The sequence below is a fragment of the Actinomadura sp. RB99 genome (genome assembly GCF_014706005.1).
GTDB lineage: Bacteria > Actinomycetota > Actinomycetes > Streptosporangiales > Streptosporangiaceae > Spirillospora.
On record NZ_JABMCA010000061.1, the window covers coordinates 1 to 26,426 of the forward strand.

A 26,426-nucleotide genomic window follows, 5' to 3' on the forward strand; every position below is an offset into this window, starting at 1 on the left:
CCGCCGCCGCGATGTCGGGATCGGCGTTCACCGCGCCGCACGTCACCGAGTTCCTCCAGGTCGACGTGACCCGCACGATGGAGGCGGTGGCCCGGCTCCGGGCACTCCCCGACTTCGCCGGGACCAAGGTCTCCCCGCTCCTGCTCGTCGCGCGCGCGCTGCTCACGGCCGTGGCACGCCACCCGATGGTGAACTCCACCTGGGCGGACGGCCCGTCCGGCGCGGAGATCGTCGTCAAGCGCTACGTCAACCTCGGCATCGCCGCCGCCACCGAGCGCGGGCTGATCGTCCCGAAGATCAAGGACGCGCAGGACATGTCCCTGCCCGACCTGGCACGCGCGCTGACCGAGCTGACGGAGAAGGCCCGCGCGGGCAAGGCGTCCCCCGCCGACCTGTCCGACGGCACCATCACCATCACCAACGTCGGCGTGTTCGGCGTGGACACCGGGACCCCGATCCTCACCCCCGGCGAGGCCGCGATCCTGGCCTTCGGCCAGATCCGCGACATGCCGTGGGTGCACGAGGGCGAGCTGGCGATCCGCAAGGTCACCACGCTCGCGCTGTCGTTCGACCACCGCATCGTCGACGGCGAGCTCGGCTCCCGCGTCCTCCGCGACGTCGGCGACATGCTCGAAGACCCCCTGCGCATGCTCGCCTGGAACACTGCGCCACAGCACCCAACATCGACATAGCTTAAGCGGGGGACCTGCCCCCTGCTTCGAACGCGAGCTGGAGGGATCCTTCGCGCTCCCCACGTCCGCAATATGTTCGAGACGTCGGAAGCGAATCTCCCTGGGTTGCATGCGCAGTCTGACGGCCGCACCGCAAGGGCTGAGAAAGAGGGCCCCCAGGAGGGGGCGCTGCGGCTGTTGTCACTCAGCCCTTGTTGGTGCTGCCGTTCGCCTGCGACGTGGGCTGCTCCCTGGTGCACACGGCCTGTACCTGCTGCCATGTCGTCGGCGCGGACGGCCCCTGGGCCGCTTTGCGCTGGGTGTTGGCGATCCACTTGTCCAGCAAGCCCAGCAGGCGCATGTGAAATGCTCCTTTTCATTGCCGTGCTCTGTCGGCACACATGATCTGAAGCGTACGGCCAAGGATTCCCAGGGCAACCGCAAACCTGTTGGCCACCGCCTTCGCGTACTCGACGACAAGAAGGTGATCAACAGGGGCCACGCCAAACTCCCACCCTCGGCGCGTCCCTGGCGAACCGGAGCATCGGCCTCATGGGACCTCGCGAACTTCGAACTCCACCGAAACCGCAAAGTAAAGCCGAACAAGATCGCGCCACCGTCCGGACTTACCTTGCAGCCCGCTGCTCAGCCCGCCGCGCTCCTGCAACGTTAAAGCGGAACGGACATACCCTGACCCCATGAGCCGGACCTTGGCGACGGACGCGAACGGCAACGCCCTGACCGCGTTCCTGCCTGCCGTATCCACGTCCAACGCGCCGGCCGACGCCCCGATGCCCGCCGCCTTGGCCGCCGTCCGCCACGGGACGTCCGTCCTCCTGGTCTTCGACCGCCACCGCCGCCAGTGGGAACTCCCGGGCGGCCGGATCGACCCCGGCGAGACGTCCTGGCAAGCGGCCGTCCGGGAACTCCGCGAGGAGACCGGCCTCGACCTCCCCGCCCTCGACCTCGCCGGCCACGCCCGCTTCCGCCTCGTCGACCCGCCCCGCGACGAGTACGCCGCCGTCTACACGGGCCAGGTCACCGCCCGCCACCGGTTCGTCCCGAACGAAGAGATCAGCGCCGTCCATTGGTGGAACACCACCGCCGCGCCTCCCCCGAACGCCCAGCCCCTGGACACGGCCCTCGCCCTCCTCGCGACTTCCCCGAGCCCGGCCGGTGCGGTCAGGAGATCAGCTTGCCGACGGTGGCGGGGGTGTCGGGCCGGCCGGTGGCGCGGCGGGACTCGTCGGCCGCCCATTTGAAGACGCCGGTGGCCATGAGGGACGGCTCGGACTCGGCGCGGGCGGCGTAGACCTCGGCGCGGGCCTCGTGCAGGGACGCGTCACCGGGGTCGGCCTGGACGGCCATCTCCGCGAGGTGGGCGGCGAGGCGCAGGTCGCCCCCGTCGGTGGCGCGGCGGGCGGCGTCGGCGACCTTGGCGGCGCCGCCGGCGAGGGCCGCGACGGCGCGGGCGAGGTCGGCGTCGCGGGCGGGCTTGAGGTGGGCGGGGTTGCCGTCGTACCAGCCGCCGTACATGCGCCACAGGTTCCGCACGATGAACTCGGGCTCGTCGTACTTGGCCTGAAGGTAGACGCGGTCGGACAGGTGTGCGGGCGGGGCGACGGCGTGGACGATGTCGTCGAGGCGGCGGCCCTCGTTCAGCATGGCGAGGGTCTGGTCGACGATGCTCTCGAGCCATTCGGCGGTCTCGGTGAGGGCCTGCGCGATGCGGTCCGCGCCGAAGACGGGGGCGCCGTGCGACGGCATCATGATCTCGGCGCCGAGGGCCGCCATGCGGCGCAGGGCGTGCGCCCATTCGCGGGGGTACCGCTGCACCTTCTGCGGGTTGCCGCAGTTGGGGGTGAGCCAGATGAACAGGTCGCCGGGCAGGAGCAGCCTGTACTCGGGGACGTAGGCGACGGTGGCGTCGTCGGTCTCGCCCTTGGCGTGGAAGAGGTCGAAGGTGAGGCCGGCGCGGGTGACGGTCAGCGCGTCGCGGTAGGTGACGTCGGGCTGCCGGTACTCGGTGGGCCAGCGCAGGCCGGGGGCCTGGAACTGGCGCTGGTTGATCACGGAGTTGTAGCCGGCGGTGAGGACGTAGCGGTCGAAGCGGTCGCGGACGAGCTCGTGCGCGACGACCTGGGGGCGCGGTCCGTCTTCGGCGTCGAACGGGCCCATGCCCATGACGTGGTCGATGTGGCCGTGCGAGTAGAACGCGAGCGTGAGCGGGTCGGACGTCCAGGCGCGGACGCGATCGTGCAGCCTCGCGGCGGTCATCTGGTTGCCGGTGTCGAACAGCATCAGCTCGCCCCGGCCGCGGAAGGCGATGACGTTGCCGAAGCCGGGCTGCCAGCCGAGGCCGTCGGCGATCTCGATGACGCCGGAGCCGCCCATGCCCGTGTGGACGATGCTGTCGTCGGCGGCGCCGCGCCAGACCCGGTCCGCGTAGTCCTTGATGTCCGCGTGGTTCTCGATGTCCATGGCGGGGCTCCGTTCGGGCGGCGGGTGGTGGTACGGATCACCCTGCTGCGGGACGGCGCACCGCGACAACCGGCGCTTCTCCCGCGTTCGTCCCGTTCGGCTGTGACATGTCACAATCGGCGGCGGGGAGGTCGCCATCGAGAAGGACCGGGTGCGGCAGGTCGCGGCGGACCTTGCGGCGCGCTGCGAGGGCCAGGTGAACCGGCTCGCGCGGGAGCTGACGCAGCGGCGCTTCGCCGCGATCCCCGAGTACGCGGACCTCCCGGCGGACATGCGGGACGTGGAGATCGCGGCGACCGCGCGGCACGCGATCAGGCGGTTCCTGCGGTTGGCCGAGGGCGCGCCGGCGGACGAGGACGACCTGCGGCTGTTCCGCGAGCGCGCCGCGCAGCGCGCCGAGGAGGGCATGCCGCTCGCGAACCTGCTGGCCTCGTACTACATCGGCGCCGAGGTCGTCTGGGACGCGCTGGTCGCCGAGGCCCGCCCGGACGAGCTGGCCGCGCTGCCGATGCTGGCGCGGCTGCAGCTGCGCGGCACCAACCGGGTCGTCGTCGCGGTGACGGAGGCGTACCAGGCGGAGCGGGCGGCGATCCTGGACGAGCGCCGCGAGGCCGTCCGGGAGGTGGCGCGGGCGCTGCTCGCCGGGGAGCCGGCGCGCGCGACGGCGGACCGGTTCGGGATACCGCTCGCGGACGCCTACCTGGTGCTGCACCTGCGCTTCGCCGGCACGGGCGCCGCCACGGGCGCGGGCGCCGCCACGGGCGCCGCGGCCGGCGTGGCCGGCGCGGGCATCGCCGAGCGCCGCGTGCTGCGGCGGATCCGCGCGGGCCTCGAAGGGTTCGGCGAGGGGACGCCGCTGCTGCTGCGGGACGAGCGCGGCGTGCACGTCCTACTGCCGTCGGCCGCGGCGGAACGCCTTCCCGAACTGGAACGGCTGCTCACCGGGGCGGGCACCGCGGCCGGACCGGTGATCGCCGGCGCGGCCCGCTCCGAGGGCACGGCGGACGTCCCGGACGCGTCCCGGCGGGCGGCCCGGATCGCCGGCATCGCGGAGGCCGCCGGGCGCCCCGCGGGCGTGTACGAGCTGGGCGACGTGCTGCTCGACTACCACCTGACCGGTCCCGGCGACAGCGGCCCCGCCGTCGCCGCCGTCCTGGACCCGCTCGGCGCGCGCCCCGAGCTGCTGGACACGCTCCGCGCCTTCCTCGACGCGGACATGGACCGCCGCAGGGCGGCCGCCGCGCTCGCCGTGCACCCCAACACCGTCGACAACCGGCTCGCCCGCATCGCCCGCCTCACCGGAGCCGACCCGCGCACCACGCGCGGCGTGCTGCTGTGCGCCGCGGCGCTCACGCTCCGTAGCCGGGGCCGGGACCGGGACCGCCGGGCGTAACGGATCATCCGGCTGTCACCGGGCAATGCGCCGGCAAAGTCCGCCGCGCGATCACGATTCTTTGCGCACCCCCGGTTTACGCCCTCATGACGTGCGGGTACTTACCGCAACGAGTTCGTGACACACGGTGAACGCCAAGCCCCTGGGACGGCAAAGTCCCAGGTCGGATCGGGGAGGTGGGCGATGAAGGGCACACAGCGTGAGCACCGCCCCGCCGGTCCCGCGCACCGTTCGCCGCACGGCCCGGCCGGAGCGGCCGAGGGCGTTCCCGTCACCGGCCGGCAGGGCACGCGGCGTCCCCCGACGCGCGCCCTGCCGGCCGGTCACGGCGACACACCTCGGGTCCTCGGCCGCCCCGGACCGGACCGGGCCTCCCGTCGCGACCGCCATCGGGCGCCGGTGCCGTACGCCCCCGCGGCGCCGGCGCCCCTCACCGCCGGGCCGGCGGCCCCGCCGACCTGCGCCGCCGGCCCGGCCCCAACGCCCCCGTTCGATCGGGCGCCCCTGCGGTGCCCGCCCCCTGAAGCCGGACGGGCCGTCACGCCCCCGTCCGGCCGGGCACGGAAGGGAGGTGGGAATCAGCCCCGATCCGAGCCGGCGCCATGCCGGTGCACCAGGCGGCCGGAACTCCGTCCGACCCCCGTCCCGGCCGCCCACACGCAGTAAGGGATCGCTGCGGAGCCGAGCCCGTGAAGGCAAGAGCGCCTTCACGGGCCTCGGTTCGTTCGCGGGGAGCCCTCGGAGATACGCGGAAAGCCTTCGCAGATTCGCGGGGAGCCCTCGGAAAGGGTCAGAGCTTCTTGCGCCAGACCTGGCCGTGCACCACGTCGCCGAAGCGGGCGACCGGCGGCTCCTCCTCTTCCAGGACGAACCCGGCCCGCTCGTAGATCCGGTGCGCGGGCCGCTGCAGCGCCGTCGTCCACAGCATGATCTCGCGGTATCCGGCGTCCGTGGCGAACCGGCAGCACTCCTCGACCAGCGCCGCGCCGACGCCCATGCCCCGCGTGACGGGCTCGACGTGCAGGAGCCGCAGCTGGGCCACGTCCTCCTCGCGCCGGACGCAGAACACCGCGCCGACCCGCTCGCCGCCGGCCTCGGCGATCCAGGCGCACTCCCGCTCGGGGTCGTGGTCCTCGACGTAGCCGGCGACGACGCGGGCGACGAGCGCCTCGTAGGTGCGGTCCCAGCCGCACTCCTCGGCGTAGAGGGCGCCGTTGCGCTCCACGACCCACCCGAGGTCGCCGGGGCCCAGCGGCCGCAGGACGGCGCCGTCCGGGCGGGCGCGTTCGCCGAGGATCCCCTGCACCGTGCGCATCGCGGCGAGGAGCCGGCGGCGGTCGTCCTCGGCGAGGCCGTCCAGCAGCGCGCGGATCTCGGCGCTGGACCGCTCGTCGAGCATCGCCTGCACCTCGCGGCCCCGGCCGGTGAGCCGGACGATCTGCCGGCGCGCGTCGCCGGGCGCGCGTTCGCGGACGACCAGGCCGTCGTTCTCGAAACGGGTCAGCATCCGGCTGAGGTAGCCGGGGTCGAGGTCGAGGGTGCGCCGCAGGGCGAGCACCTCGGTGTCCTCCCGCTGCGCCAGCTCGAAGATCACCCGGGCCTCGGTGAGGGAGTAGGGCGAGCGCACCAGGCCCTCGCCGAGCACTCCGATCACTCCGGTGTAGAACCGGTTGAACGCGCGGACCGTGCCGACGTCCGCCGCCGTCGCCTCCATGCTCGCCCTCCCACGTTTGACTGAGTCAAACGTTACTCCCGGGCAGGGCCCCGGATCCAGCCCCCGGAGGGGGCCGGTGCGGGAACGAGGGTCAGGCGCGGGTCGAGTCGGCGCCGGTCGGCTCGGGTTCGGCCGGCGCCGCCGCGGGCCGCACCTCGCGCGCCTCGGTGACGATCTTGCGCTCGACCCAGAACGTCATCAGCGGCACGACGCCGCCGAGCACGATCAGCACCATCTTGGTCAGCGGCCAGTCCGCCCGCCGCCACACGTCGTAGGCGGCGACGAGGTAGACCATGTAGAACAGCCCGTGGACGGGCGCCACGATGCCCGCCAACGCGGGCATGTCGGTCGGACCGTACTTGAGGATCATGCCGATCACCAGCAGCACCAGGAGGCTGCCGACGAGCAGGGCGAGGATCCGGTACCGGGTCACCGCGCCTTCCACAGTTCACACCCTTTCATCGGCCGGCCGCTTCCGGCGGCCCGCACACCTCGGACGGCCCCGCGGCGGCCGGGGCGCCCGCCGGCGGCGCGGTCAGCCGCGCCGGTCGGTCTGGGAGTTGAGCCGCGCGAGGTAGCGGTTGTAGGCCGCCAGCGCGGGGTCCTCCTCCTCCTGCCGCCGGATGATCTCGCGCTTGACCGCGGCCTCCGCCGGCTCCTCGATCACCTTGGGCGCCGGGGTCACGCCGGCCTTCTCGTCGCGGATCATCTTGACCCACATCACGATCACGAAGATCGCGAAGATCGGCCATTCGAACGTGTACGCCCAGCTGCGGTCGTTGCCCTCCTGGGCGCGGTCGTACTGCCACCAGCCGAAGCCGATGAACGCGCCGCAGAGCACGACCGCGATCGCATGCAGGCCGAGCCAGGCCGGGGTGAGGAACCGTCGCACGTCAACGAGCGTACCCCCGGTCCCGCGCCGGCCGTGCACAACCCCCGGACGGCCGCGGGCAAGGCGGTGGTCAGCGCGAACGCCCGGGCCGGCGCGGCGCGGAGGCGGCGTCCGGAAGCGGCGGCCCGGTATAGACGGCGCGCGGGCGCAGCGGGTGCGCGCCGCCGTACTCCTCGATGGCGTGCGCGAGCCACCCGGCGGTGCGCGCGACCGCGAACACGGCCTCGCCCGCGCCAGGGACGAACCCGGCGACCGCGCCGAGCGCCGCCACCGCGAAGTCGATGTTCGCCGAGGGCAGCCGGCGCCGCTCCGCCTCGTCCAGGACGGCCTCGGCGGCGGCGAGCCGCGGGTGCCCCGGCGCCGCCGCGCGGACCAGGTCCAGCAGCAGCGTCGCGCGCCCGTCGCCCGACTTGTACACCACGTGCCCGAACCCGGGGACGCGCTCGCCGGCGCGCAGCCGCGCGCCGACCGCCTGGGCGGCCGACGCGGGATCGGTCACCTCCGCGATCAGCCGTTCCGCCCCGTAGGACGCGCCGCCGTGCAGCGGCCCGCTGAGCACGCCGAGCCCGGACGCGACGACGGCGTACGGGTCGGCCCGCACGGACGCGGCGACCCGCGCGGCCAGCGTCGAGGCCGCCAGCTCGTGGTCGGCCAGCAGGATCAGCGCCGCCTCCAGCGCGCGCAGCGTTCCCACCTCAGCCGGCCCCGGGCACAGCCGCCCCCACAGCCGAGCGGCCACCCCCTCCCCGCCGAGCGGCGGCGAGCCGCTCCCGTGGGCGCGGCCGGCGGGCGGGAGGGCGTCGACGAGGCCGGCGATGAGGGAGCGGGCGGTGGCGGTGACGCCCTCCGTGTCGAGGTGGTGGCGGAGGGGGTCGGTGGCGGCGAGCGCGGCGACGATCACCTGGAGGCGGTCCATCGGCAGCAGTTCCTCGGGCAGGCCGGACTGCGCGGCGGCGGCCGCCGCGACGCCCTCGTCCCGCGCCCGCCACGGCGCCTCCGCCGGCTCGTCGCGGCCCGTCCACAGCCAGCCGGCGACCTGCTCGAACGACCCGTGCTCGGCCAGGCCGAGCACGTCGCGGCCCCGGTAGTAGGGGCGGTCCGCGCCGAGCGCCGTGATCGCCGACTCGATCGCCAGCTCCCCCGGGCCGGGCCCGCGGCGGGGCCTGCCGCGCCGGGCCAGCTCCTCGACCTGCGCGGCGTCGAACAGGCTGCGGCGGCCGTCGGGGGCGTGCCGGCGGCGCAGCACGCCGCGGCTCACGTAGGCGTACAACGTGGCGGGCTTCACACCGAGCCGTTCGGCGGCCGCCGCCGCGTCGATCCACCCGCCCACCTGGTCGTTCTCGCCCATACCCGCTCCATTGATATTGATTTTCATCAATATTGATACATATGGATCCGACTGTCAATCTGAGGGCATGCCACAGATTCACTTCCTCGACGTCACCAACCGCGACGGCGTCCAGACCGCCCGGACCGGGCTGTCGAAGTTCGGCAAGACGATGGTGAACTTCTACCTGGGACGGCTCGGTGTCGCGCAGTCCGAGATCGGCTTCCCGTTCCTGTTCCACGAGGTCCCCTACGTCCGGGCGCAGATCGCGCTGGCGGAGGCGGGCGCGTTCGGCGACCTGCGGCTGTCCGGCTGGTGCCGGGGCGTGCCGCAGGACGTGGAGAAGGCCGTCCAGGTCCGGGCGGGCGGCACCGGGCTCGCGCACTACAACCTGTCCATCTCCACCTCGGACTACATGCTCGCGAACAAGTTCCGCGGGAAGCTCGACCGCGACGCCGTCATCCGCGAGATGGCCGCGGCCGTCCGCGCGGCCAAGGCGGGCGGCGCGCGGACCGTCGGCGTCAACGCCGAGGACGGCTCCCGCACCGACGACGGGTTCCTCACCGAGTTCGCGCTCGCCGCGAAGGAGGCCGGCGCCGACCGGGTCCGCTACTGCGACACCATCGGCGGCGACACCCCGGACCGCATCCGCGAGCGGTTCGCCAAGCTCGCCTCCGCGATCGGCATCCCCGTCGAGACGCACTGCCACAACGACCTCGGCCTCGCCGTCGCCAACTCCATCCACGGCGCGCTCGGCGACCTGCAGGCCGGGCAGGACGCCTGGATCAACACGTGCGTCAACGGGATCGGCGAGCGGTCCGGCAACGCCGACCTGCTGTCGACCATCCTCGCGTTCCGGCACGCCTTCGACCCGCAGGTGACCGGCGCCGAGATCGGCGACCCGATCGACCTGTCCTGGGCGCGCCGCTTCGCGCTGTGGGCGAGCTACGCCTTCGGCCAGCCGCTCCCCTACAACCAGGTCGGCGTCGGGCGGAACGCGTTCGCGCACGAGTCCGGCATCCACGCCGACGGGGCGTTGAAGGACCACGGCAACTACGAGCTGTACGACGAGGAGACCCTCGGCCCGTTCCCCGACGACTGGCACGCGCGGCCCGGACGCGTCGTCCTGACCGGCGAGTACGGCGGCAAGGCCGGGTTCCGGCACGTCATGGACGGCCTCGGCGTGGAGCCCGCCGACGAGGAGCTGTCGTTCAGGCTCGTCCAGCTCTGCAACGCCCAGACGGGCCGCCCCCTCACCGACGACGAGCTCCGGCTCATCGCGCGGTACCCCCGCGAGCTGGCCCTTCTGTTCCCGGGGGCCATCGAGTGATTCGCCGGTTCCGGCGCTTTTGTCGCTGGTGATCTCTACCTTGTGGAGGCATGGCGAGCAGCGCGACGGCGGCACAGGCGTACTCCTACACGCGTCCCTCCGGACTCGACGGCGGCCTTCTCGGGCTGTCGACGTCCGGAGGGACGACGAGCGGCGGGCCGCAGGCCCACCCGCACTTCTTCAGCGGGGTGCTCACCCAGGCGGCGCCGGCCGCGGCGGGGCTGATCGCGCTGGCCGACGTGGCGCGGACCCGGTACTTCCAGCCGCGCCCCACCGGCTTCCGCGACCCGGTGGTCACCTGCAACGGCGACCGGCTGCGGATGGAGTCGTTCTCCGCGTGCGGCGGCGTGTACGCGCGGCTGGACGTGCTGGAGCCGGCGCTGGACGGCGACGTCCTGGCGCGCGGCACCACGAACGTGGACGTCAACGGCCCGCTGCGGGAGGCGCTCGCCCGCGTCGGCGGGTCGGACCCGCTGCACCTGGCGGTGGGCGCCGACGAGCTGGCGGTGACCACGCTGGACGGCGCGGTGGTGGAGAAGAAGGTGCCGCTGCCGGAGCGGTGGCTGCGCGGGTTCGCCGAGGTCCAGGTGATCACCGCCGGGTTCGACCCGCGGGCCGAGCTGCGGGGCCCGGACGCCGTGCGGTTCCTGCGGTCGCTGCCCGCCCGCTCGCGCGGGGCGCTGTGGGCGGCGCCGGCCGGCCGGACGCTGCGGCTGTCGTCGCGCCCGGCCCCGGGGGCGGTGTGCCTCGCCGGGCCCGACCGGCTGCGGACCATGCTGCCGCTGCTGCGGTTCGCCCGCGCGCTGCGCGCCTACGGGCCCCCGGCCACCGCCGCGAGCGGGCCCGCGGCGAGCGTGTGGGAGCTGGAGCTGCCCGGCATGCGCTACTTCCTGACGCTGTCGCCGGAGCCGTCGCGCGGCTTCTCCGGGGAGGGCGCCGTCCTCGGCGCCCTGGCGACCGACGAGGCCGCGGGCGACGCCGACCTGATCGGCGCGCTGCTGTCGTTCGAGCCGCGCGTGGACCCGGACCTGCTGTCCGAGCGGTCCGGGCTCCCGCCCGGCCGGACGAAGGCGGCGCTGACCCAGCTCGGGACGTCCGGCCGGGTCGGCTTCGACACCGCCGAGGCCGCCTTCTTCCACCGGGAGCTGCCCTACGACCCGGCGCTGGTGGCGGGGCTGAACCCGCGCCTGCGGTCGGCGCGGGCGCTGGTCGCGGACGGCGCTGTGAGGTTCACCGGCGACGCGGCGGCGGTCGTGACGACCGACGGCGGCGAGCGGCTCGTCCGGTTCGAGGAGGACCGCACCACCTGTACGTGCCCGTGGTGGTTCGATCACCGGGGCGGGCGCGGCCCGTGCAAGCACGTCCTCGCGGCCACGATCGTCCGGCGCGACGGCCGGACGGTGGCCGGCCTGGGCACCGCCGTGGACGCGGAGGCGGCGCGATGAGCTGGGACGGGATCCGGGCGGCGATCGACGCCAAGGACGCCGGCCGGCTGATCGCGCTGGTCTCCCGGCTGGACGCGGCGGGGCGCAAGGAGGTCGCCGGCCGGCTGCCCGGCAGGCTGAAGGAGATGCGCGACACGACCCGGTTCGGGGACCTGGAGAGGGGCTTCCACCGGCCGCTGATGCTGGCGGGCGCGGGCACGATCGGCGGGGCCGCCGCGGCGGCGGCATGGCTGTGCCGCCGCGAGTTCGACTCGTGGTGGCTGCGCTCCCAGGGCCCGGAGCTGCGCAAGGACCTGGACAAGGTCACCGCGGGCCGCCCCGCCGAGTGGCGCGCCGACGTCGGCCGCCGCATCGCCGAGCGCATCCGGGTGACGGACTTCGCGGAGGAGGTGCTCCCGCGGTGGCACATGGCGGCGGGCCTCACCCTGTCGGCGGGCGCGGAGCCGCCGGCGGCCGACGGGTTCGTCGTGATGTGGGCGAGCGGCGGCGCCGACACCGGGGCGCTCGCCGACGACCCGTTCCTCGACGCGCTCGTCCCCCGGCTGTTCGAGGCGGACGGCGTCGGCGCGGCCCTCGCGTTCGACCGGAGCAGCGCGGAGTGGGACCGGGAGCGCAGGACCTGGGCCGGCGCCCTGGCCGACCTGGCCGCCACCGGGCGGATCGCCCGCGAGACGCTGATCGACGGCTGCGTCCGGCGGTTCCTGCGCGGCGGCACGCCGCACGAGCTCCGCTGGTTCGTGCAGCTGCACGAGCTCCTGGAGCCCGCGGACGACGAGGTGGTCGCGCGCGTGCGCGACTACGCCCGGCTGCTGCCGGCCGCGCCCTCGACGGTCGCGGACCTGGCGCTGCGGGCCGTCCGCCGGGCCGACGAGCTGGAGCGGGTCGACGGGCCGCTGTTCGAGGAGGCGGCGGGCGCGGTGCTGTTCCGGCCGGAGGCCAAGCTGGTCCGGGCCGGGCTGACCTGGGCCGACCGGACCGCGCGCAAGCGCGGCCGGGTGGACGCCACGCTCCGCGCGGTCACCGCCGTCTTCTCCTCCGACTCCCTCGACCTGCGGGAACGCGCCGTCAAGATCGCCGCCAAGCACGCGGGCAAGGCGTCCGCGGAGGCGGGCGAGGAGGTCCGCGCCGCGGCCTCGGCGCTGCAAGGGCCGCTCCGCGAGACGATCGCCGCCGCGTACGGCGAGGTGGAGTCCGACGCACCGGCGGTGCCCGGTCCCCCGCCGTTCGTGCCGCGCGAGACGCCCGCGCCGATCGCGTCCCCCGCCGAGATGGCGGCGGAGTTCGACGCCCTGCTGCGCACCGAGCATCCGGACTGGCTCGCGGTGGAACGCTTCCTGGCCGCGCTCGTCGCGTTCGCCCACGAGGACGCCGACGCCGCCCGCGACGCCCTGCGCCCCGTGGTGGCCCCGATGCCGTGGCTGATCGACCCGGACGCCTCGTTCGGCGCTCACCACGAGGCGAACTGGCCGCTCTGGGCCGTCCGGTCCCTGTTCGTCGCGAAGGCGCCCAACCGGCTGGTCGAAGCGCTCGCCTCGTTCGTCAAGGGCTGGGCGCGCAAGGGGGCGACCGTCTTCGATCCCCAGATGGACCGGTTCCTCGCCCTGCGCGGCCGGGAGATCGCCGCGTCCGTGGGCAAGGCGCCCGTGCTGCTGGCGGCCCCGACCACCGCCGGCGGCCTGATCGATCCGGTGGTCCTCGTCGAGCGGCTCGAGAGGCTGGAGGCGGCGGGCGCCGAACCGGGGCGGGCGGAACTGGCGCAGGCGATGCTCCGCGTACCGCGCGAGATCGACGCCGCGGCCGCCGCCCGGGCCGGGAACCTGGCGTCGCCAGCGGGGCGGGCGATGGCCGCCTGGCTCGCCGCGGGCCCGCCGGCCGACCCGGACGTGCGGTGCGAGGTGCTCGAGAAGCCGATCGCGACCGTCGGCGACCGCGAACTCCGCCTCCCGTCCCGGATCCTCTCCGTCGTCTCCATGCCCGGGGACTCCGACGTCGCGCGCCTGTGCGCCTTCCCCGAGGAGGGATGGCGGGACTTCGGGCGGCCGTCGTACCGCTCGTCCTTCGCGTGGTGGCCGGGCATCACGCCGTCGCACCGGGAGATCGCCGCGGCGCACCTCGTCCCCTACCAGGCGTGCCTGACCGATGAGAACCAGGCGCAGGGCGCGACGGTGCTCGCCCTCGCCGAGGCCGACGGGCCCGCCGGCGCCGCCACCGGGACGCTGCTCGCCCTGACGCTGGCCAACCGGCACGAGCGTCACCGCGCCGACGCGGTCGAGGCCCTCCTCGCGCTGAGCGCGCGCGGCGTCCTGCCCGCGGCGGAGGCCGGCGTCGCGGTCGGCCGGCTCGCGGCCTTCGACCGGATCAAGCTCGGCAGGGTGGTCAAGGCGCTCACCACCGCCGCGGACGCAGGCGCGCTCGCGGACGTCTGGACGCTGGTCGCCGCGGCGCTCCCCGAGCTGCTTCCCGCGCCCGGCGAGCGCGCCCCGGGCGGCCTTCCCGACCTGCTGGCGCTCGGGACCCGGACCGCCGAGACGATCGGCGCGCGCGGCACGGTCCCCGCGCTGGAGGCCGCCGCCGGGCGGGGCGGATCCAGCCGGCTGGTGAAGGAGGCCGGCCGGCTGCACCGGACCCTCGCGGCCGCAACCTGACGGGCCGCCGCGGTGTTGATGAGAATGTCGGACTCGGATGGCAGGCTGGACGGACCGGAAGGGAGCGCCCGACGATGACCGAGACACTCGCGTTCGGCACGGTCGACACCGTGCTGGGACGGCTGCTCGTGAGCGAGACCGAGTCGGGGATCGTATCGCTGGACTTCCGCGACACCCCGGCGGCGCGCGAGCGGGCCGCCCGCAAGACGGGCCTGCCGGTGGTGGACGCGCCCGGCCGGCTCGACCCGGCGCTCGCGGCGCTCCGCGACTACTTCGCCGGCGACCTGAAGACGTTCGAGCTGCCGATCGACTGGCGGCTCACGGGCGACGTCCAGCGGCAGGTGCTCACCACGCTGTACGAGACCGTCCCCTACGGGCGGACGATCACCTACGGCGAGCTGGGCGACCGCAGCGGCACCGGCGTGCACGCCCAGGTGATCGGGCAGGTGATGGGAAGCAACCCGATCCCGCTGATCGTGCCGTGCCACCGCGTGGTCGCCTCGAACGGGATCGGCGGCTACAGCGGCGGTTCCGGCGTCGAGGTCAAGCGCTGGCTGCTCACGCTCGAAGGCTCGATCCCCGCCACCCTCGACTGGGACATCGCGAGCCCGCCGCGCTAAGCCGAGGCCGCCGCGCTAAGCGGAGGCTGGGGCGTACTCGACGCCGGTGAGGGCCTCGGAGACGCGCCAGAGCCGGTCGCCCAGGCCGGCCTTGGCGGCCTGCGGTGGCGTGAATACCTTGACGGGGCTGCCGCGGAACTGCAGGAGGCGCGGGCCGTAGCAGGCGCCGCCCTCGACGTCCGGCGCCGTCGCGGCGTACAGGGACGGCAGTGCCCCGGCGGCGGCGGGCTGCGCCACCACGGCGTTGCTGACGACCATGGCCTTCTCCATGACGGAGTTGCCGGCCATCTTCGGGCCGGCCTCCTGGAGGTTGGTGGCGGCGTAGCCGGGGTGGGCGGCGACGCTGGTGACCTCGGGGACGCGGCGGTCCAGCTCGCGGGCGAAGACGAGGTTGGCGAGCTTGGCCTGGCCGTAGGCGCCCCACTTGCTGTAGCGGCGCTCGCCGTGCAGGTCGTCGAAGCGGAACCGGCCGCTCCACGCGAATCCGGACGTCACCGTGACGACGCGGGCGGCCGCGGCGGCGCGCAGCGCGGGCAGCAGCAGGCCGGTGAGCGCGAAGTGGCCGAGGTGGTTGGTGCCGAACTGCATCTCGAAGCCGTCGGCGGTGGTGCGGCGCGGGAGCGCCATGACGCCCGCGTTGTTGACCAGGATGTCCAGCGGCGCCTCGCCGTGCCGGGCGGCGAACGCGCGGACCGACGCGAGGTCGGCGAGGTCGAGGGCGCCGAGGACGACGTCGGCGCCGGGCGCGGCGGCCCTGATCCGGTCGAAAGCGGCCTGGCCGCGTTCGGCGCTGCGGCAGGCCAGCACGACGGACGCGCCGTGCCGGGCGAGCTGCAGCGCCGTGTGGTAGCCGATGCCGCTGTTGGCCCCGGTGACGATCGCCCGCCGGCCCTGCAGATCGGGGATGTCGGCCGCCGTCCACCCGCTCATGCGCACCTCCACGTTCTGACGCGACCTCACAAGTTAGACGCCCGATGTAATAGCAACAACCCGTGTGGCGCGATTCACAGTGCCGGCGGCGGATCGGGATCGATGGGGCGCGGCCGGCGCCTCCGGGGGCGTCTCAGGCCGGAAGGTTCTTCTCGATGGCGGCGACGACGTCGGCGGACTCCGGCTCGGTCTGCGGCGCGAACCGGGCGGCGACCGCGCCGTCCGGGGCGATCAGGAACTTCTCGAAGTTCCACCGGATGTCGCCGGTGTGCCCCTCGGCGTCGGGGGTGCCGACGAGGCCCTCGTACAGCGCGTGCCTGCCGTCGCCGTTGACCTCGATCTTCTCGGTCATCGGGAAGGTGACCCCGTAGGTCGCCGAGCAGAACTCCGCGATCTCCTCGGCGCTGCCCGGCTCCTGGCCCATGAACTGGTTGCAGGGGACGCCGAGGACGGTGAAGCCGCGCCCGGCGAACCGCTCCTGCAGCCGCTCCAGGCCGGCGTACTGCGGGGTCAGGCCGCACTTGGAGGCGACGTTGACGACGAGCACGGCCTTGCCCCGGTACTGTCCGAGGTCCGCGGAACCGCCCCGCAGACCCTCGATCTCCACGTCATAGAAGGACATGTGGCCGATCCTAGGCGATCACCCCCGGCCCGCACCGCCCGGATCGCATCCGCAGGCGGAGGGTCACGGGGACAGGTCCAGGCTGCTCACGAACGAGGAGACCTGATCACCCGCCCTTCCCAGCTGCGTGAACGCGTTGTTGACGAAGCCGGCCGCGTCCCGGGGTGAGCTCAGCAGGTAGAAGATGACGAAGGCGATGGCCACATAGCGGAGGTTCTTCTTCATCCGTACGCCGTCCCTGTTGTAGCGCAGCGACACATTGACCCGATCCAATGATGCCCAGCCGCGTCTGCTCGCAAAGCGGGATTTTACTGTGACGCGGGGGAGAGCGCTTGCTTGCCGCGCGCGAAAAAGCCCCGCACCCGCCGCGGGTACGGGGCCTGGGAGCGGTTCCTAGTTGGGTATCGCGCTCATGAACTGCGACAACGACTCGGCCGCGGTCCCCAACCCGCTCAGGGCGTTGTTCACCAGATTCGCCGCCCCCTCCGGCCTGCTGATGACATACCACGCAACGAAGGCGATAGAGGCCACCTTCAGATGTTTCTTGTTCACGTCAACCACCCTCTGCGATCGGATGCCTACGGAGTGTAGTTCCCAAGGGTGGCCGCACGGAGATCAAGGCAGGGCAAAGTCGGGGTCAGGTCCGCTTGACCGCGGACGCGGGCTCAGCCGCCGTGCTCGGTGAGGTACTCGATGTAGAAGGGCCGGAGGGCGTCGGCCATCTCGCCCTGCCCGGCGTGCGTGAACTCGCGCAGCAGCGACAGCCCGTGGAGGAGGTCGAACTCGGCGCGGTCGACCTCGCCGGTGGCCGCGGCGGCGGCCGGGATGGCGCGCAGCAGGTCCCACAGGAAGCCCACGTCGTGCCGCTCCTTGGCGCGTTCCATCGCCCGGTCGTGGAGCTCCTTGGACGACAGGGTCGACAGGTCGTCCTGCTTTCCGTCCTCAGACGTCACATCCGCCATGGACCGACTCTATGCCACGCCCGCGCCCGGTCGGGGCCCGCAGGCCCCGACCGGCGCGCGGCTCACTTCTGGACGAGGTCGGACGGGATGGGCTGCCCCTGCTTCAGCGCGCCGAACAGCTCGGACGCCTTGGTCCTGTCCCAGGTGATGTAGGCGCCGACGCTCGGCGAGGACCCGGTGCCGCCGATCGGGACGGTCGTCGTCACGCCGCCGTTGGACACGCCGCGCATCGCCCACATCATCCGCACCAGGTCGTACAGGTGGTCGCCGTCGTCCACGAGGAAGTTGCTGGTGGAGTGCAGGGCGAGCGGGACGCTGCGGAACGGGTTGAGGAGCGTCGCCGGGCTCGAACTCTTCTTCATCAGCGCGCCGAAGAACTGCCGCTGGTGCTCGACGCGCTCCAGGTCGGCGCGGGCGTAGTGGCGGCTGCGGACGTAGCCGAGCGCGTCGCTGCCCTTGAGGTTCTGGCAGCCGGCCTTCAGGTCGATCCCGGCCTTGGGGTCCTTGAGGTCCTCCTTGACGCAGATGTTGACGCCGCCGACGGCGTCCACCACGCCCACGAACCCGTTGAACCCGATCTCCGCGTAGTGGTCGATGTGCACGCCCGTCGCCTTCTCCACCGTCTGCGCGAGCAGCTTCGGCCCGCCGAACGCGAACGCCGCGTTCAGCTTGTTGGAGCCGTGCCCCGGGATGGGGACGTAGGAGTCGCGCGGGAGGCTGACGAGGGACGTGCCGCCGGCGCCGTAGTGCAGCAGCATCATCGAGTCGGTGCGCCGCCCGGACGCGTAGCCGGTGTGGAGCTTCTTCTGGGCCGCCTTGTCCAGGCCCTTGCGGCTGTCGGAGCCGACGATCAGCCAGTTGGTGCCGGGGGTGTCGGCGACCCGTCCCGGGTAGTCGACGAGGACCGACTCCCGTTCCAGCCGCGAGTCGAGGTAGAAGTAGCCGCCGACGATCAGCAGGACGAGCACGGCGGCGATCACGCCGAGGATCCGGGGCCAGCGGCGCCGCCTGCGGCGGCGCGCCGGCGGGCCGCCCGCCGGCCCGTCGGGGTACACCCGGCCTCCGGCGAGCTGGTCGCCCGCGTACGGATCGTCGTACGGGTCGCCGTACGCCTCCCGCCCGTAGGCGGCGTGCTGGTGCTCCGCGCGTACGGAGTCGTGCCTGTCGCGGGCCACGCCGTCGTCCTTCCTCCGTGTCCGGCCACCGGGCCCGGCCGCCGGTCATGCCGTAGACCCTAGACAAACGCGCGGAGTGCCGCGTCCATCCGGCGCATGATTGTCCACACCTCCAAATCACCGCGTTATGTGACATGTGAAGCGGACAGCGTCCCCCTTAAGGCGCACACTGCCCTTCGATGGCACAAACGCGCGGAGGGCGGCGCATGGGTGCGAGGCTGCGCATCGCCCGGAGGTTCCCGCTGCTCGCACGCCGGCGCCGGCCGGATCCGACCGGCGCCGGGCCGGACGACCTGTCCGAGTCGCAGCTGCCGGAGCTGTCGGCGCACGTGTGGCACGCCAAGGACGGCGAGCTCGCCGAGACCGGGATGGGCACCATGGCCCGCCGGCTCCCCGCGGTGATCGCGCAGGCGGCCGGGCTGGCCTGGCGCGCGAGCCGCGCCGACACGGCCGCGACGATCTCCCTCAACCTCGCGGCCGGGCTGTTCACCGCGTTCGGGCTGCTGGCCACGACCGGCGTGCTCACCGCCCTGTTCGCCGCCGGGCCGACGCCCGGCCGGGTCCGCGACGCGCTGCCGTCGCTGGCGCTCGTCGCGGGCTCGGTGGCGCTGCGGTCGGGCCTGCAGGCCGCCGCCGGCTGGACGCAGGCCCGCCTCCAGCCGCAGGTGCAGCGGCTGGTCGAGCTGCGGCTGTACGAGGCGACCACGGCCGCGGACCTGACCGCCCTCGACGACTCGGCGTTCCTGGACGACCTGCAGCGCGCCGAGACCCGCGGGATGAGCGCGGCGCCCCAGGTCGTCCAGCACGCCGTGGACGTGCTGACCGGCGCCGTCGGGATGGTCGCGGCCGCCGGGACGCTCGGCGTGCTGCACCCGCTGCTGCTGCCGCTGCTCCTGCTCACCGCGGTCCCGGAGGGCTGGGCGTCGGTGCGCAGCGCCCGGATGCGGTACGAGACGATGCTCGCGCTGGTCGGCGTCGCCCGGCGCAAGTGGATCCTGTCCGACCTGATGACCGAGCGGCGGCACGCCGCCGAGGTCCGCGCCTTCACCATGCGGCCGTTCCTGCTCGGCGAGTACGACCGGTTCGCCGCCTACCAGCGCCGCGTCGAGCTCGGCCTGGCCCGGCGGCAGACCTACGTGAAGATCACCGGGGACGCGCTGAAGGGCGTCGCGACCGCCGGGGTCTACGTCGCGCTCGGGGTCATGCTGTGGCAGGGGTGGGTGCCGCTGGCCGTCGCCGGCACGGCCGTCCTGGCGATCAGGAGCGGGCAGACGTCCCTGGCGAACCTCGTGTTCGCGGTCAACCAGTGCTACGAGGAGGGCCTGTACTTCGGCGACTACCTCGCCTTCTGCGACGCGGCGGAGGCCCTGATCCCGCGCCGCGCCCTCGCGGCGCCGCCCGGCCCCGGCCCCCGGGCCGAGCGGCCCGTCCTGCCCGCCGCGTTCGACCGGATCCGGGTCCGGGACGTCACCTTCACCTATCCCGGCTCCGACGCCCCGTCGCTCAACGGCGTCTCGCTGGAGATGCGCCGTGGCGAGGTCGTCGCGCTCGTCGGCGAGAACGGGTCCGGCAAGACCACCCTCTCCCGGATCATGGCCGGGCTCTACGACCCCGACGGCGGCGAGGTCCGCTGGGACGACGTGTCCCTCGCCGACGTCCCCCAGGACGAGGTGTGGAGCCGCGTCGCCGTCATCGCGCAGGAGTACACGCACTGGCCGATGACCGCCCGGCAGAACATCACCATGGGCCGCGGCCCCGACCGCCGCCCCGGCGAGCCGGAGGACCCCGCCGTGCTGGCCGCCGCCCGCGCGTCCGGCGCCGAGGAGGTCGTCGCGGACCTCGCCCGCGGCTACGACACGCTCCTGGACCGCCGCTTCCGGGGCGGCGCCGAGCTGTCCGGCGGGCAGTGGCAGCGGCTCGCCGTGGCCCGCGGCTTCTACCGGGACGCGCCGCTGCTGATCTGCGACGAGCCCACCGCCAGCCTCGACGCCCGCGCCGAGCACCTGCTGTTCGACAGGATCCGCGACCACGCCGCCGGACGCACCGTCCTGCTCATCACCCACCGGCTCGCCAGCGTCCGCTACGCCGACCGGATCTACGTGCTGGAGCACGGCAAGATCACCGAGGAGGGCGACCACGCGGCCCTGATGGCGGCCGGCGGGCTCTACGCCGACCTCTACGGCCTGCAAGCCGCCGCCTACCGGGTGGAGGACGTCTGACCTCGCCCTCCGCCCGGGTCCGGCCGGGCGGATCCGGGGCCTCCCGCAGACCCGGCCGGAGCGGCGGCGGCCGGTGCCGGACCGGAGTATCTGATCTTGGTCCCGCGGGCCGTCCGGCGTCATTAGGATCCTCCGGTGATCATCAGACGACCCCTCGCCGGCGGCTGCCTGCTCGCCCTCGCGGCCGCCTTGACGATGTCCGGGGCGCCCCCCGTCGCCGCCGACGACGGCGGCACCGCGGAGCCGCCCAAGGTGGAGCTCGTGCTCGACGTGAGCGGCTCCATGCGCGCCCGGGACATCGACGGGCTCAGCCGCATCGCCGTCGCCCAGCGGTCCTTCGGCGAGGTGGTCGACGCCCTGCCCGCCGAGACGCAGCTCGGCATCCGGGTGCTCGGCTCGCAGTACCGGTTCCCTGGCAGCCCCAAGTCCGTCGGATGCCGCGACACCCGGCAGATCGCCCCGGTCGGGCCGGTGAACAAGGTCGAGGCGAAGGCCGCGATCGCGACGCTGCGCCCCACCGGCTGGACGCCGATCGGGCTCGCGCTCCGCGCGGCGGCCAGGGATCTCGGGACCGGCGAGACGACGCGGCGGATCGTCCTCATCACCGACGGCGAGGACACCTGCTCGCCGCCCGACCCCTGCGACGTGGCCCGCGAGCTGGCCGCCCAGGGGACGCACCTGGTCGTGGACACCCTCGGGCTCACCCTGGACGCCAAGGTCCGGCAGCAGCTCACCTGCATCGCCGACGCCACCGGCGGGACGTACACGGCCGTCCGGCACCAGCAGGACCTGACCGGCCGGCTCAACCAGCTCGTCCAGCGGGCCGGCACGACCTACAAGCGGACCCCGCGCGCGGTCGACGGGGGCGCGGGGTGCGCCGACGCCCCGGTGCTCTCGCCCGGCGTCTACACCGACCGGGAGCGGTTCGGCGAGCACCGCTGGTACCGGGTGGTGGTGGCGCCGGGTCAGGAGCTGCGCGCCTCCGTGAGCGTCTCGCTCGACCGCCGGCTCAACCCCGACTACGGGGTGCTGCTGCGCGCGGTGTCCCAGGACGGGCAGGAACTCGTCCGCGGCACCGACGCGGGCAGCGGGCGCACCGACGTGCTCTCCACCGGCCTGCGCTGGTCGGACCAGAAGAAGGACGCGGCGGACGCGTCCGCGTCACCCTCGCCGGACGGCGGGACCGGCGGGGACCCGGTCTGCATGGTGGTCAGCAACTCCTTCTCCGCTCCCGGCGCGGTGCGGGCGGCGGCGCCGGGCATGCCGGTGGAGCTGACCGTCGACCTGGTGCCGTCCTCGGACGCCCCGGGCGGCCCCGACCTCGGCCGCGGCTGGCTCCTCTTGGTCGTGCTCACCGTGACCGGCCTCGCCGCCGGCCTGATCATCGGATGGCTCGCCCGCTGGCGGATCGCCGTCTGGAAGGAGAACTGACCGTGCGCGCCACCTCCCGCCTCGCCGGATCCCTGCTCGCCGCCTCCACCGCCGGCGGTCTCCTCCTTCTCCTCTCCGCCGGGCCGGCCTCCGCCGGCGGAGGCTCGCCCAGCCCCCGCCCGACGGTCGGCACGGCCGGGACGTCCTTCCTGACGGCCACAGTCGTGGAACCGGGACAGCCGGTCCAGGTGTCCGCGTCGACCGGCGACCACCTGTACTGGTCGTTCGCGGCCTCCGCCGGGCAGACCGACCGCGTCACCGTGACCGTCACGCTGCCGCCGGCGGCGAGCCGGCACGGCGCCGCGACGTACACGGCCGACGTCTACGACGGACTGCGACGCCGCCAGGCGTGCACCGCCGGGCCGCAGAACGCGACCGCCGCCGCGGGCGCGGCGAGCGTCCGGCTCCGCTGCACGCTGCGGCAGATCCGCGCCTGGGCCGAGCCGTGGTCGGACGACCCGCTGCCCGGCACCTACTACCTGCGCCTGTCGGCGACCAGCCTGCCCGAGCAGGACCTCGGGCAGCGGATCCAGGCGGACGTGAGGATCAGCGCGCGGAACGGCGACGCGCAGCCGGCCGGGGCGAAGCTGAAGTCGCCGCTGTCCCCGGCCGTCAACCCGGGGGCGACGCTCCCGCCGGGCGCCGCGCCGGAGGCGTCGCCATCCGCGGCCAGTTCGGCGCCGAAGCCGTCCGAGCGCGTCAAGGGCTGGTTCTCCTGGCCGTCCAGCCGGTGGTGGTGGACGCTCGGCGGCGGGGTCCTGGCCGCCGTCGCCGCCGTCGGGGGGTACAACCTGACCCGCCACCCGCGGCACTGGTTCTCCCCGCGGCGCTCCCCCGCGGGGCCGGGCCGGAACGGTCAGATGTAGGGGCCGAAGGCGTTGGCGCCCGTGTCCTCCGGGGGCGTCTCGGGGAGGTCTTCCGGGCGCAGGAGGCGGACCTCGGCGGGGTCGATGGCGGCGGGGTCCGCGTCGTGGGCGGCGGTGATGCGCTGCGCCTGCCGGGACACCGCCGCGTCCAGCAGGTTCCGGACGAGGCGGGCGTTGCCGAACGAGGAGCCGCGCGGCTGGGCGGCGACGATCCGGCGCAGCGCGCCCGGGACCCCGGGGTCCAGCGTGAGGCCGGCCGTCGCCGCCATCAGCTCGAAGATCGTGACGAGCTCGTCGTCGGAGTAGTCGGGGAAGCGCAGGACCTGCGGGAAGCGCGACTCCAGGCCCGGGTTGGACTTCAGGAAGCGCTCCATCTCCGCGTCGTAGCCCGCGACGATGACCACCAGGTCGGCGCGGTGCTCCTCCATCAGCCGCAGCAGCTCGGCGATCGCCTCGTGGCCGAAGTCGCGCTGGTCGCCGCCGCCCGCCGAGGTCAGCGCGTACGCCTCGTCGATGAACAGCACGCCGCCGAGGGCCCGCTCGACCGCGCTCCGCACCCGGGGCGCGGTCTGCCCGATGAACTCGGCGACGAGGTCGGCGCGGGTCACCTCGACCAGGTGCCCGGACGACAGCAGGCCGAGCCGGGCGTACACGGCCGCGATCAGCCGCGCGATGGTCGTCTTCGCGGTGCCCGGGTTGCCCATGAACACCATGTGCCGGGTCGGGGCGGTCAGCGGCACGCCGGCGTCGCGGCGCATCTGCTCGGCGCGGGCCTCGGCGACCAGCGCGTCCACCTGCCGCTTGATCTCCTTGAGCCCGATGAGCCGGGCGATCTCGCCGAGCGGGTCGGAGGAGACGTCGCCGCCGGCGCGGGCGAGGGCGTCGGGGACGTCCTCCAGGAGGATCTCGTCGAGCGACTCGGTCTCGTCGACGACGCCGTCGGCGAGCACCCGGCGGCCCTGCATCGCGACCGCCCGGTCCAGCAGGTTGATCATGATGCGGGCGTTGCCGAAGCCGTTGTCGCGCGGCGCGGCCTGGGCGAGCGCGCGGACCTTGTCGAGGACGCCGGGGGCGAGCGCGAACCCGCCGTCGGCGGCCTTGCCCGCGAACACCTGCACCAGCTCGTCGTCGGTGAGGTCGGGGAAGTGGACGGTGCGGGGGAACAGCGCGGCGAGGTCGGGATGGGACTTCAGCAGCCCGTTCATCTCCGCCTGCGGCCCGGTCAGCACGACCACCAGGTCGTCGGCGTGCGCCTGGACGGTCGTGAGGAGCACGTCCAGGACCTCGCGGCCCCGAACGGCGTCCACCGCCGCCGCCGCGACGAACGCGTGCGCGTCCCGGACGACCAGGACCCCGCCGAGCGCCTGCTCGACGGCGCGGCGCACCCGCAGCACGCTCTCGGTGGCGTACTCGCCGAGCAGGTCGGCGCGCTCCACCTCCACCATGTGCCCGGACGACAGCACGCCGAGGCCGGCGTAGATCCGGCCGAGGATCCGCGCGACCTTGGTCTTGCCGGTGCCGGGGTTGCCGGTGAACACCAGGTGCCGGGGGCGCGCGGCGAGCGCCATGCCCGCCTCGCGGCGCAGCCGGGCCGCCTTGGCCTCGGCGACCAGCGCGTCCACCTCCCGCTTGACCGGCGCGATGCCGGCGCAGGCGGCGAGCTCGGCGAACGGGTCGGTCTCGGCGGGCCGCCCCGGGATGAGCCGCTGCGGCAGGTCGGCGGCGGTCACCTCCGGGACGTCCCGGTCGCCGCGGGCCCGCGCGGACGCGACGCACTGCGCCGCGGTGTGCTCGGCCAGCCGCGCGCCCCGCAGGTTCAGCAGCGGCGGCGTCCGGCTGAGCAGCACACCGGCGGTCGCGGCGACCTCGTCCGGCACCACGGCGCCCCGCGCGCGCACGGCGCGGGTGAACAGCTCGGCGAAGTCGTCCTCGGCGAAGTCGTGCGTGCGGGCCACATCGAACGCCCGGACGAGCGCCGGATTGGCGTCGAACAGCCGCCGGTCGCCCCCGGGGCGGCACAGCGCGACGACGTCCAGGCGCGGCGAGCGCGCCATGAGCCGGCGCAGCTCCTCGACCGCCGCGGCACCGCAGCGCTCGTAGGAGACCAGCCGCTCCAGGTCGTCGACGATCAGCAGCATCCGGCCCTCGACGCAGTCACGGACGCGGGCCTGCAGCCACAGCGCCGCGTCGCTCACGCCGAGCGAGGCGAACACCTGGTCGGAGACCCACAGCGCCTCGCGGACGGCGCCGCCCGCGGCCAGCCGCCGCTCCAGCAGCTCGACGGCGGTGCCCTTGCCGGTGCCCTCCGGACCGGCGATCAGCAGCCGGACGGGCCGCTCCCCCGCCAGCCGCGCCGCCAGCGCGTCCCGGACGGCCCGCGCCAGCTCCGGCTGCCCGACCAGCTCGTCGCCCGGCTCGTCCTGCGCCGGACCGTCCTGGGCGCCCTCGCCCCGCCCGGACGGATCTTCCGGGCGGGCCTCGCCCGGCGCCTCCTGGGAGAGCAGGCCGACCAGCGGGTTGACGACGCGGCGCGCCGCGAACAGCCTTCGCAGATCCGACTGGAACGGGCGCACCGGGACGCGGCAGCGCGGGCTCGTCGGCGCGTCCGGCAGGCCCTGCACGGCACCGGTGACGCGGACCGCCATGTCCAGCCAGGCCCGCGCCGCGTCCGCCTCCCCCGCGACCAGCCCGCGCGCCAGCCAGCCGCGCACGTCCTGCTGCCACGCCTCGACGGAGAACCCGGCGCGGACCGCGCGGAACCGCTCCTGAAGGTTCTCGTAGCGGTCGGCCCCGAGCGCGACCGCGAACTCCGCCGGAACCGCCGCCGCCTCGGCCGCCAGCAGCAGCTTCGCCAGCGCCGCGTCCGCGCCGTCGCCGTCCAGGACGGCCTCCGACAGCCGCGCGTGCGCCGCGTCGAGCCCGTCGCACGCCCAGCCGAGGTACCCGACGGGCCCGGCCAGCTCGGGCAGGACCGCCAGCTCCTCGTCGGTCAGCCCGGCCGTCCACACCTCCTCCAGCCGCTCCTGCGGGACCGTCAGATCCAGCTCCCGCAGCTCCGGATCGGCGGCCCGCCGGTCGAACAGGCCCGCGAGCGCCCGCCGGCGCCGCTCCAGCGGCTCCAGGCCGTCGAAGACGTCCAGGCCGTCGCGCGCCAGCTCCAGCATCACCGTCCGCAGCTCGCGGTCGTCTCCGGCCGGCTCGGGCAGCCACAGGCCCGGCGGGCGCCACCGCCCGCCCTGGGTGAACCACGCGACCGGCTCGCGGACGGCCGGCTCCGGCGTCGCCAGGAAGTCCGACAGCAGCTCGTAGTCGACGTCGCCGCGGGACCCGCCGCGCACCGCGGACGCGCCCAGCAGGAACGTCAGCAGCGACCACTGCTCGGCGCCCGCCGCGCTCGTCCCCTCCCCGTAGAAGTCGCTCAGCCGGCGCGGGAGCAGCGCCGCGCGGGGGTCGGCGTTGTAGGCGACCGCCCGCTCCCGCATGCGCTCGTAGAGCCCGTCGGGCACGCGCCACGGGCCGTGGGCGTACACGTCGAGCACGGGCTCCTCGGTGAGCAGCAGTTCGAGATGGTCCGGCAGCCGGGGGGAACGCACCTGGTCCTTCTCCTATGCGGCGGGGCGGGGACGTCACGTCTGGCAAGCACCCTACGACCCGGCGCGATCACGCACATCCCGTCGCGCCGGGTTGGCACACGGCCGCTCCT

At 74.6% G+C, this 26,426-nt stretch carries 23 protein-coding genes; 10 read left to right on the plus strand and 13 right to left on the minus strand.

The window, feature by feature from the left end; genetic code table 11:
• Positions 1 to 692 (plus strand): dihydrolipoamide acetyltransferase family protein (locus amrb99_RS37225; protein ID WP_190865290.1); only part of this gene is annotated, 692 nt, incomplete at its 5' end.
• A gap of 184 nt (positions 693 to 876) precedes the next feature.
• Here the strand turns inward: amrb99_RS37225 and amrb99_RS37230 are convergent.
• Positions 877 to 1,032, minus strand: coding sequence for a hypothetical protein (locus amrb99_RS37230; RefSeq protein WP_190865293.1), 156 nt, complete (start codon positions 1,030 to 1,032; stop codon positions 877 to 879).
• A 337-nt stretch (positions 1,033 to 1,369) separates the two neighbouring features.
• Here amrb99_RS37230 and amrb99_RS37235 point away from each other — a divergent pair, with 337 nt between their 5' ends.
• Positions 1,370 to 1,933 carry an NUDIX hydrolase gene (locus tag amrb99_RS37235; RefSeq protein ID WP_190865295.1) on the plus strand — a complete coding sequence of 188 codons (564 nt, stop codon included), beginning with the start codon at positions 1,370 to 1,372 and terminating at the stop codon, positions 1,931 to 1,933.
• On the opposite strand, the gene amrb99_RS37240 is transcribed toward amrb99_RS37235, so the two are convergent.
• Positions 1,854 to 3,152 carry an alkyl sulfatase dimerization domain-containing protein gene (locus amrb99_RS37240; protein ID WP_241756288.1) on the minus strand — a complete coding sequence of 433 codons (1,299 nt, stop codon included), beginning with the start codon at positions 3,150 to 3,152 and terminating at the stop codon, positions 1,854 to 1,856. The genes amrb99_RS37235 and amrb99_RS37240 overlap by 80 nt on opposite strands.
• A 151-nt stretch (positions 3,153 to 3,303) precedes the next feature.
• On the opposite strand from amrb99_RS37240, the gene amrb99_RS52755 reads away from it, so the two are divergent.
• On the plus strand, positions 3,304 to 4,545 hold the full coding sequence (locus amrb99_RS52755) for a helix-turn-helix domain-containing protein (RefSeq protein ID WP_190865297.1): 1,242 nt from the start codon (positions 3,304 to 3,306) through the stop codon (positions 4,543 to 4,545).
• A gap of 790 nt (positions 4,546 to 5,335) precedes the next feature.
• Here amrb99_RS52755 and amrb99_RS37250 read toward each other — a convergent pair.
• The 4 genes from amrb99_RS37250 to amrb99_RS37265 all read right to left on the minus strand — a co-directional run bounded on the left by amrb99_RS37250 (position 5,336) and on the right by amrb99_RS37265 (position 8,499).
• On the minus strand, positions 5,336 to 6,259 hold the full coding sequence (locus amrb99_RS37250; RefSeq protein WP_190865299.1) for a helix-turn-helix domain-containing GNAT family N-acetyltransferase: 924 nt from the start codon (positions 6,257 to 6,259) through the stop codon (positions 5,336 to 5,338).
• A gap of 91 nt (positions 6,260 to 6,350) precedes the next feature.
• On the minus strand, positions 6,351 to 6,704 hold the full coding sequence (locus amrb99_RS37255; RefSeq protein WP_190865301.1) for a DUF3817 domain-containing protein: 354 nt from the start codon (positions 6,702 to 6,704) through the stop codon (positions 6,351 to 6,353).
• Between the two features lie 90 nt (positions 6,705 to 6,794).
• Positions 6,795 to 7,151 carry a hypothetical protein gene (locus amrb99_RS37260; protein ID WP_190865303.1) on the minus strand — a complete coding sequence of 119 codons (357 nt, stop codon included), beginning with the start codon at positions 7,149 to 7,151 and terminating at the stop codon, positions 6,795 to 6,797.
• Positions 7,152 to 7,221: 70 nt separating this feature from the next.
• Complete coding sequence (locus amrb99_RS37265; RefSeq protein ID WP_190865305.1) at positions 7,222 to 8,499, minus strand: citrate/2-methylcitrate synthase; 1,278 nt, start codon at positions 8,497 to 8,499, stop codon at positions 7,222 to 7,224.
• Positions 8,500 to 8,566: 67 nt separating this feature from the next.
• On the opposite strand from amrb99_RS37265, the gene amrb99_RS37270 reads away from it, so the two are divergent.
• The 4 genes from amrb99_RS37270 (at position 8,567) to amrb99_RS37285 (ending at position 14,518) form a co-directional block, all read left to right on the plus strand.
• Positions 8,567 to 9,808, plus strand: coding sequence for a hypothetical protein (locus tag amrb99_RS37270; RefSeq protein ID WP_190865307.1), 1,242 nt, complete (start codon positions 8,567 to 8,569; stop codon positions 9,806 to 9,808).
• 50 nt (positions 9,809 to 9,858) lie between these two features.
• Positions 9,859 to 11,253, plus strand: a complete 1,395-nt coding sequence (locus amrb99_RS37275; protein ID WP_190865309.1) for an SWIM zinc finger family protein — start codon at positions 9,859 to 9,861, stop codon at positions 11,251 to 11,253.
• Complete coding sequence (locus amrb99_RS37280; protein WP_190865311.1) at positions 11,250 to 13,898, plus strand: DUF6493 family protein; 2,649 nt, start codon at positions 11,250 to 11,252, stop codon at positions 13,896 to 13,898. The genes amrb99_RS37275 and amrb99_RS37280 overlap by 4 nt, the downstream gene beginning before the upstream one ends.
• A gap of 74 nt (positions 13,899 to 13,972) precedes the next feature.
• A complete protein-coding gene (locus amrb99_RS37285; RefSeq protein WP_190865313.1) occupies positions 13,973 to 14,518 on the plus strand; it encodes a methylated-DNA--[protein]-cysteine S-methyltransferase in 546 nt (181 codons plus the stop codon).
• A gap of 15 nt (positions 14,519 to 14,533) precedes the next feature.
• Here amrb99_RS37285 and amrb99_RS37290 read toward each other — a convergent pair whose 3' ends face one another.
• From amrb99_RS37290 to amrb99_RS53445, 6 genes are all read right to left on the minus strand, one after another.
• Entirely contained in the window at positions 14,534 to 15,448 is a 915-nt protein-coding gene (locus amrb99_RS37290) for an oxidoreductase (RefSeq protein ID WP_190865315.1), read from the minus strand.
• 133 nt (positions 15,449 to 15,581) lie between these two features.
• Positions 15,582 to 16,070, minus strand: coding sequence for a glutathione peroxidase (locus tag amrb99_RS37295; RefSeq protein ID WP_190865317.1), 489 nt, complete (start codon positions 16,068 to 16,070; stop codon positions 15,582 to 15,584).
• Between the two features lie 63 nt (positions 16,071 to 16,133).
• The gene (locus tag amrb99_RS37300) at positions 16,134 to 16,295 is read right to left on the minus strand and encodes a hypothetical protein (protein ID WP_190865319.1); all 162 of its coding nucleotides are present in this window, start codon (positions 16,293 to 16,295) and stop codon (positions 16,134 to 16,136) included.
• 168 nt (positions 16,296 to 16,463) lie between these two features.
• Positions 16,464 to 16,622 carry a hypothetical protein gene (locus amrb99_RS37305; RefSeq protein WP_190865321.1) on the minus strand — a complete coding sequence of 53 codons (159 nt, stop codon included), beginning with the start codon at positions 16,620 to 16,622 and terminating at the stop codon, positions 16,464 to 16,466.
• A 113-nt stretch (positions 16,623 to 16,735) separates the two neighbouring features.
• Entirely contained in the window at positions 16,736 to 17,032 is a 297-nt protein-coding gene (locus amrb99_RS37310; protein ID WP_190865323.1) for a hypothetical protein, read from the minus strand.
• Between the two features lie 62 nt (positions 17,033 to 17,094).
• A complete protein-coding gene (locus tag amrb99_RS53445) occupies positions 17,095 to 18,207 on the minus strand; it encodes an LCP family protein (RefSeq protein ID WP_190865325.1) in 1,113 nt (370 codons plus the stop codon).
• 206 nt (positions 18,208 to 18,413) lie between these two features.
• On the opposite strand from amrb99_RS53445, the gene amrb99_RS37320 reads away from it, so the two are divergent.
• The 3 genes from amrb99_RS37320 (at position 18,414) to amrb99_RS37330 (ending at position 22,723) form a co-directional block, all read left to right on the plus strand.
• Entirely contained in the window at positions 18,414 to 20,426 is a 2,013-nt protein-coding gene (locus amrb99_RS37320) for an ABC transporter ATP-binding protein (RefSeq protein ID WP_190865327.1), read from the plus strand.
• Positions 20,427 to 20,561: 135 nt separating this feature from the next.
• On the plus strand, positions 20,562 to 21,857 hold the full coding sequence (locus amrb99_RS37325) for a VWA domain-containing protein (protein WP_347257018.1): 1,296 nt from the start codon (positions 20,562 to 20,564) through the stop codon (positions 21,855 to 21,857).
• Positions 21,858 to 21,859: 2 nt separating this feature from the next.
• Positions 21,860 to 22,723, plus strand: coding sequence for a peptidase (locus amrb99_RS37330; RefSeq protein WP_190865329.1), 864 nt, complete (start codon positions 21,860 to 21,862; stop codon positions 22,721 to 22,723).
• Here the strand turns inward: amrb99_RS37330 and amrb99_RS53450 are convergent.
• Positions 22,714 to 26,316: an AAA family ATPase gene (locus amrb99_RS53450; RefSeq protein ID WP_190865331.1), complete on the minus strand. Its 3,603-nt coding sequence runs from the start codon at positions 26,314 to 26,316 to the stop codon at positions 22,714 to 22,716. The two genes, amrb99_RS37330 and amrb99_RS53450, sit on opposite strands and share 10 nt — an antisense overlap.
• Positions 26,317 to 26,426 lie beyond the last annotated feature (110 nt).

Bases quoted from the DNA above. Each gene is read 5' to 3' on its own strand.
- amrb99_RS37295 (WP_190865317.1), bottom strand. From the start codon at position 16,070: ATGTCCTTCTATGACGTGGAGATCGAGGGTCTGCGGGGCGGTTCCGCG.
- amrb99_RS37250 (WP_190865299.1), bottom strand. From the start codon at position 6,259: ATGGAGGCGACGGCGGCGGACGTCGGCACGGTCCGCGCGTTCAACCGG.
- amrb99_RS37300 (WP_190865319.1), bottom strand. From the start codon at position 16,295: ATGAAGAAGAACCTCCGCTATGTGGCCATCGCCTTCGTCATCTTCTAC.
- amrb99_RS37310 (WP_190865323.1), bottom strand. From the start codon at position 17,032: ATGGCGGATGTGACGTCTGAGGACGGAAAGCAGGACGACCTGTCGACC.
- amrb99_RS37265 (WP_190865305.1), bottom strand. From the start codon at position 8,499: ATGGGCGAGAACGACCAGGTGGGCGGGTGGATCGACGCGGCGGCGGCC.
- amrb99_RS37290 (WP_190865315.1), bottom strand. From the start codon at position 15,448: ATGAGCGGGTGGACGGCGGCCGACATCCCCGATCTGCAGGGCCGGCGG.
- amrb99_RS37240 (WP_241756288.1), bottom strand. From the start codon at position 3,152: ATGGACATCGAGAACCACGCGGACATCAAGGACTACGCGGACCGGGTC.
- amrb99_RS37235 (WP_190865295.1), top strand. From the start codon at position 1,370: ATGAGCCGGACCTTGGCGACGGACGCGAACGGCAACGCCCTGACCGCG.
- amrb99_RS37230 (WP_190865293.1), bottom strand. From the start codon at position 1,032: ATGCGCCTGCTGGGCTTGCTGGACAAGTGGATCGCCAACACCCAGCGC.
- amrb99_RS37285 (WP_190865313.1), top strand. From the start codon at position 13,973: ATGACCGAGACACTCGCGTTCGGCACGGTCGACACCGTGCTGGGACGG.
- amrb99_RS37280 (WP_190865311.1), top strand. From the start codon at position 11,250: ATGAGCTGGGACGGGATCCGGGCGGCGATCGACGCCAAGGACGCCGGC.
- amrb99_RS37275 (WP_190865309.1), top strand. From the start codon at position 9,859: ATGGCGAGCAGCGCGACGGCGGCACAGGCGTACTCCTACACGCGTCCC.
- amrb99_RS37320 (WP_190865327.1), top strand. From the start codon at position 18,414: ATGGGTGCGAGGCTGCGCATCGCCCGGAGGTTCCCGCTGCTCGCACGC.
- amrb99_RS37270 (WP_190865307.1), top strand. From the start codon at position 8,567: ATGCCACAGATTCACTTCCTCGACGTCACCAACCGCGACGGCGTCCAG.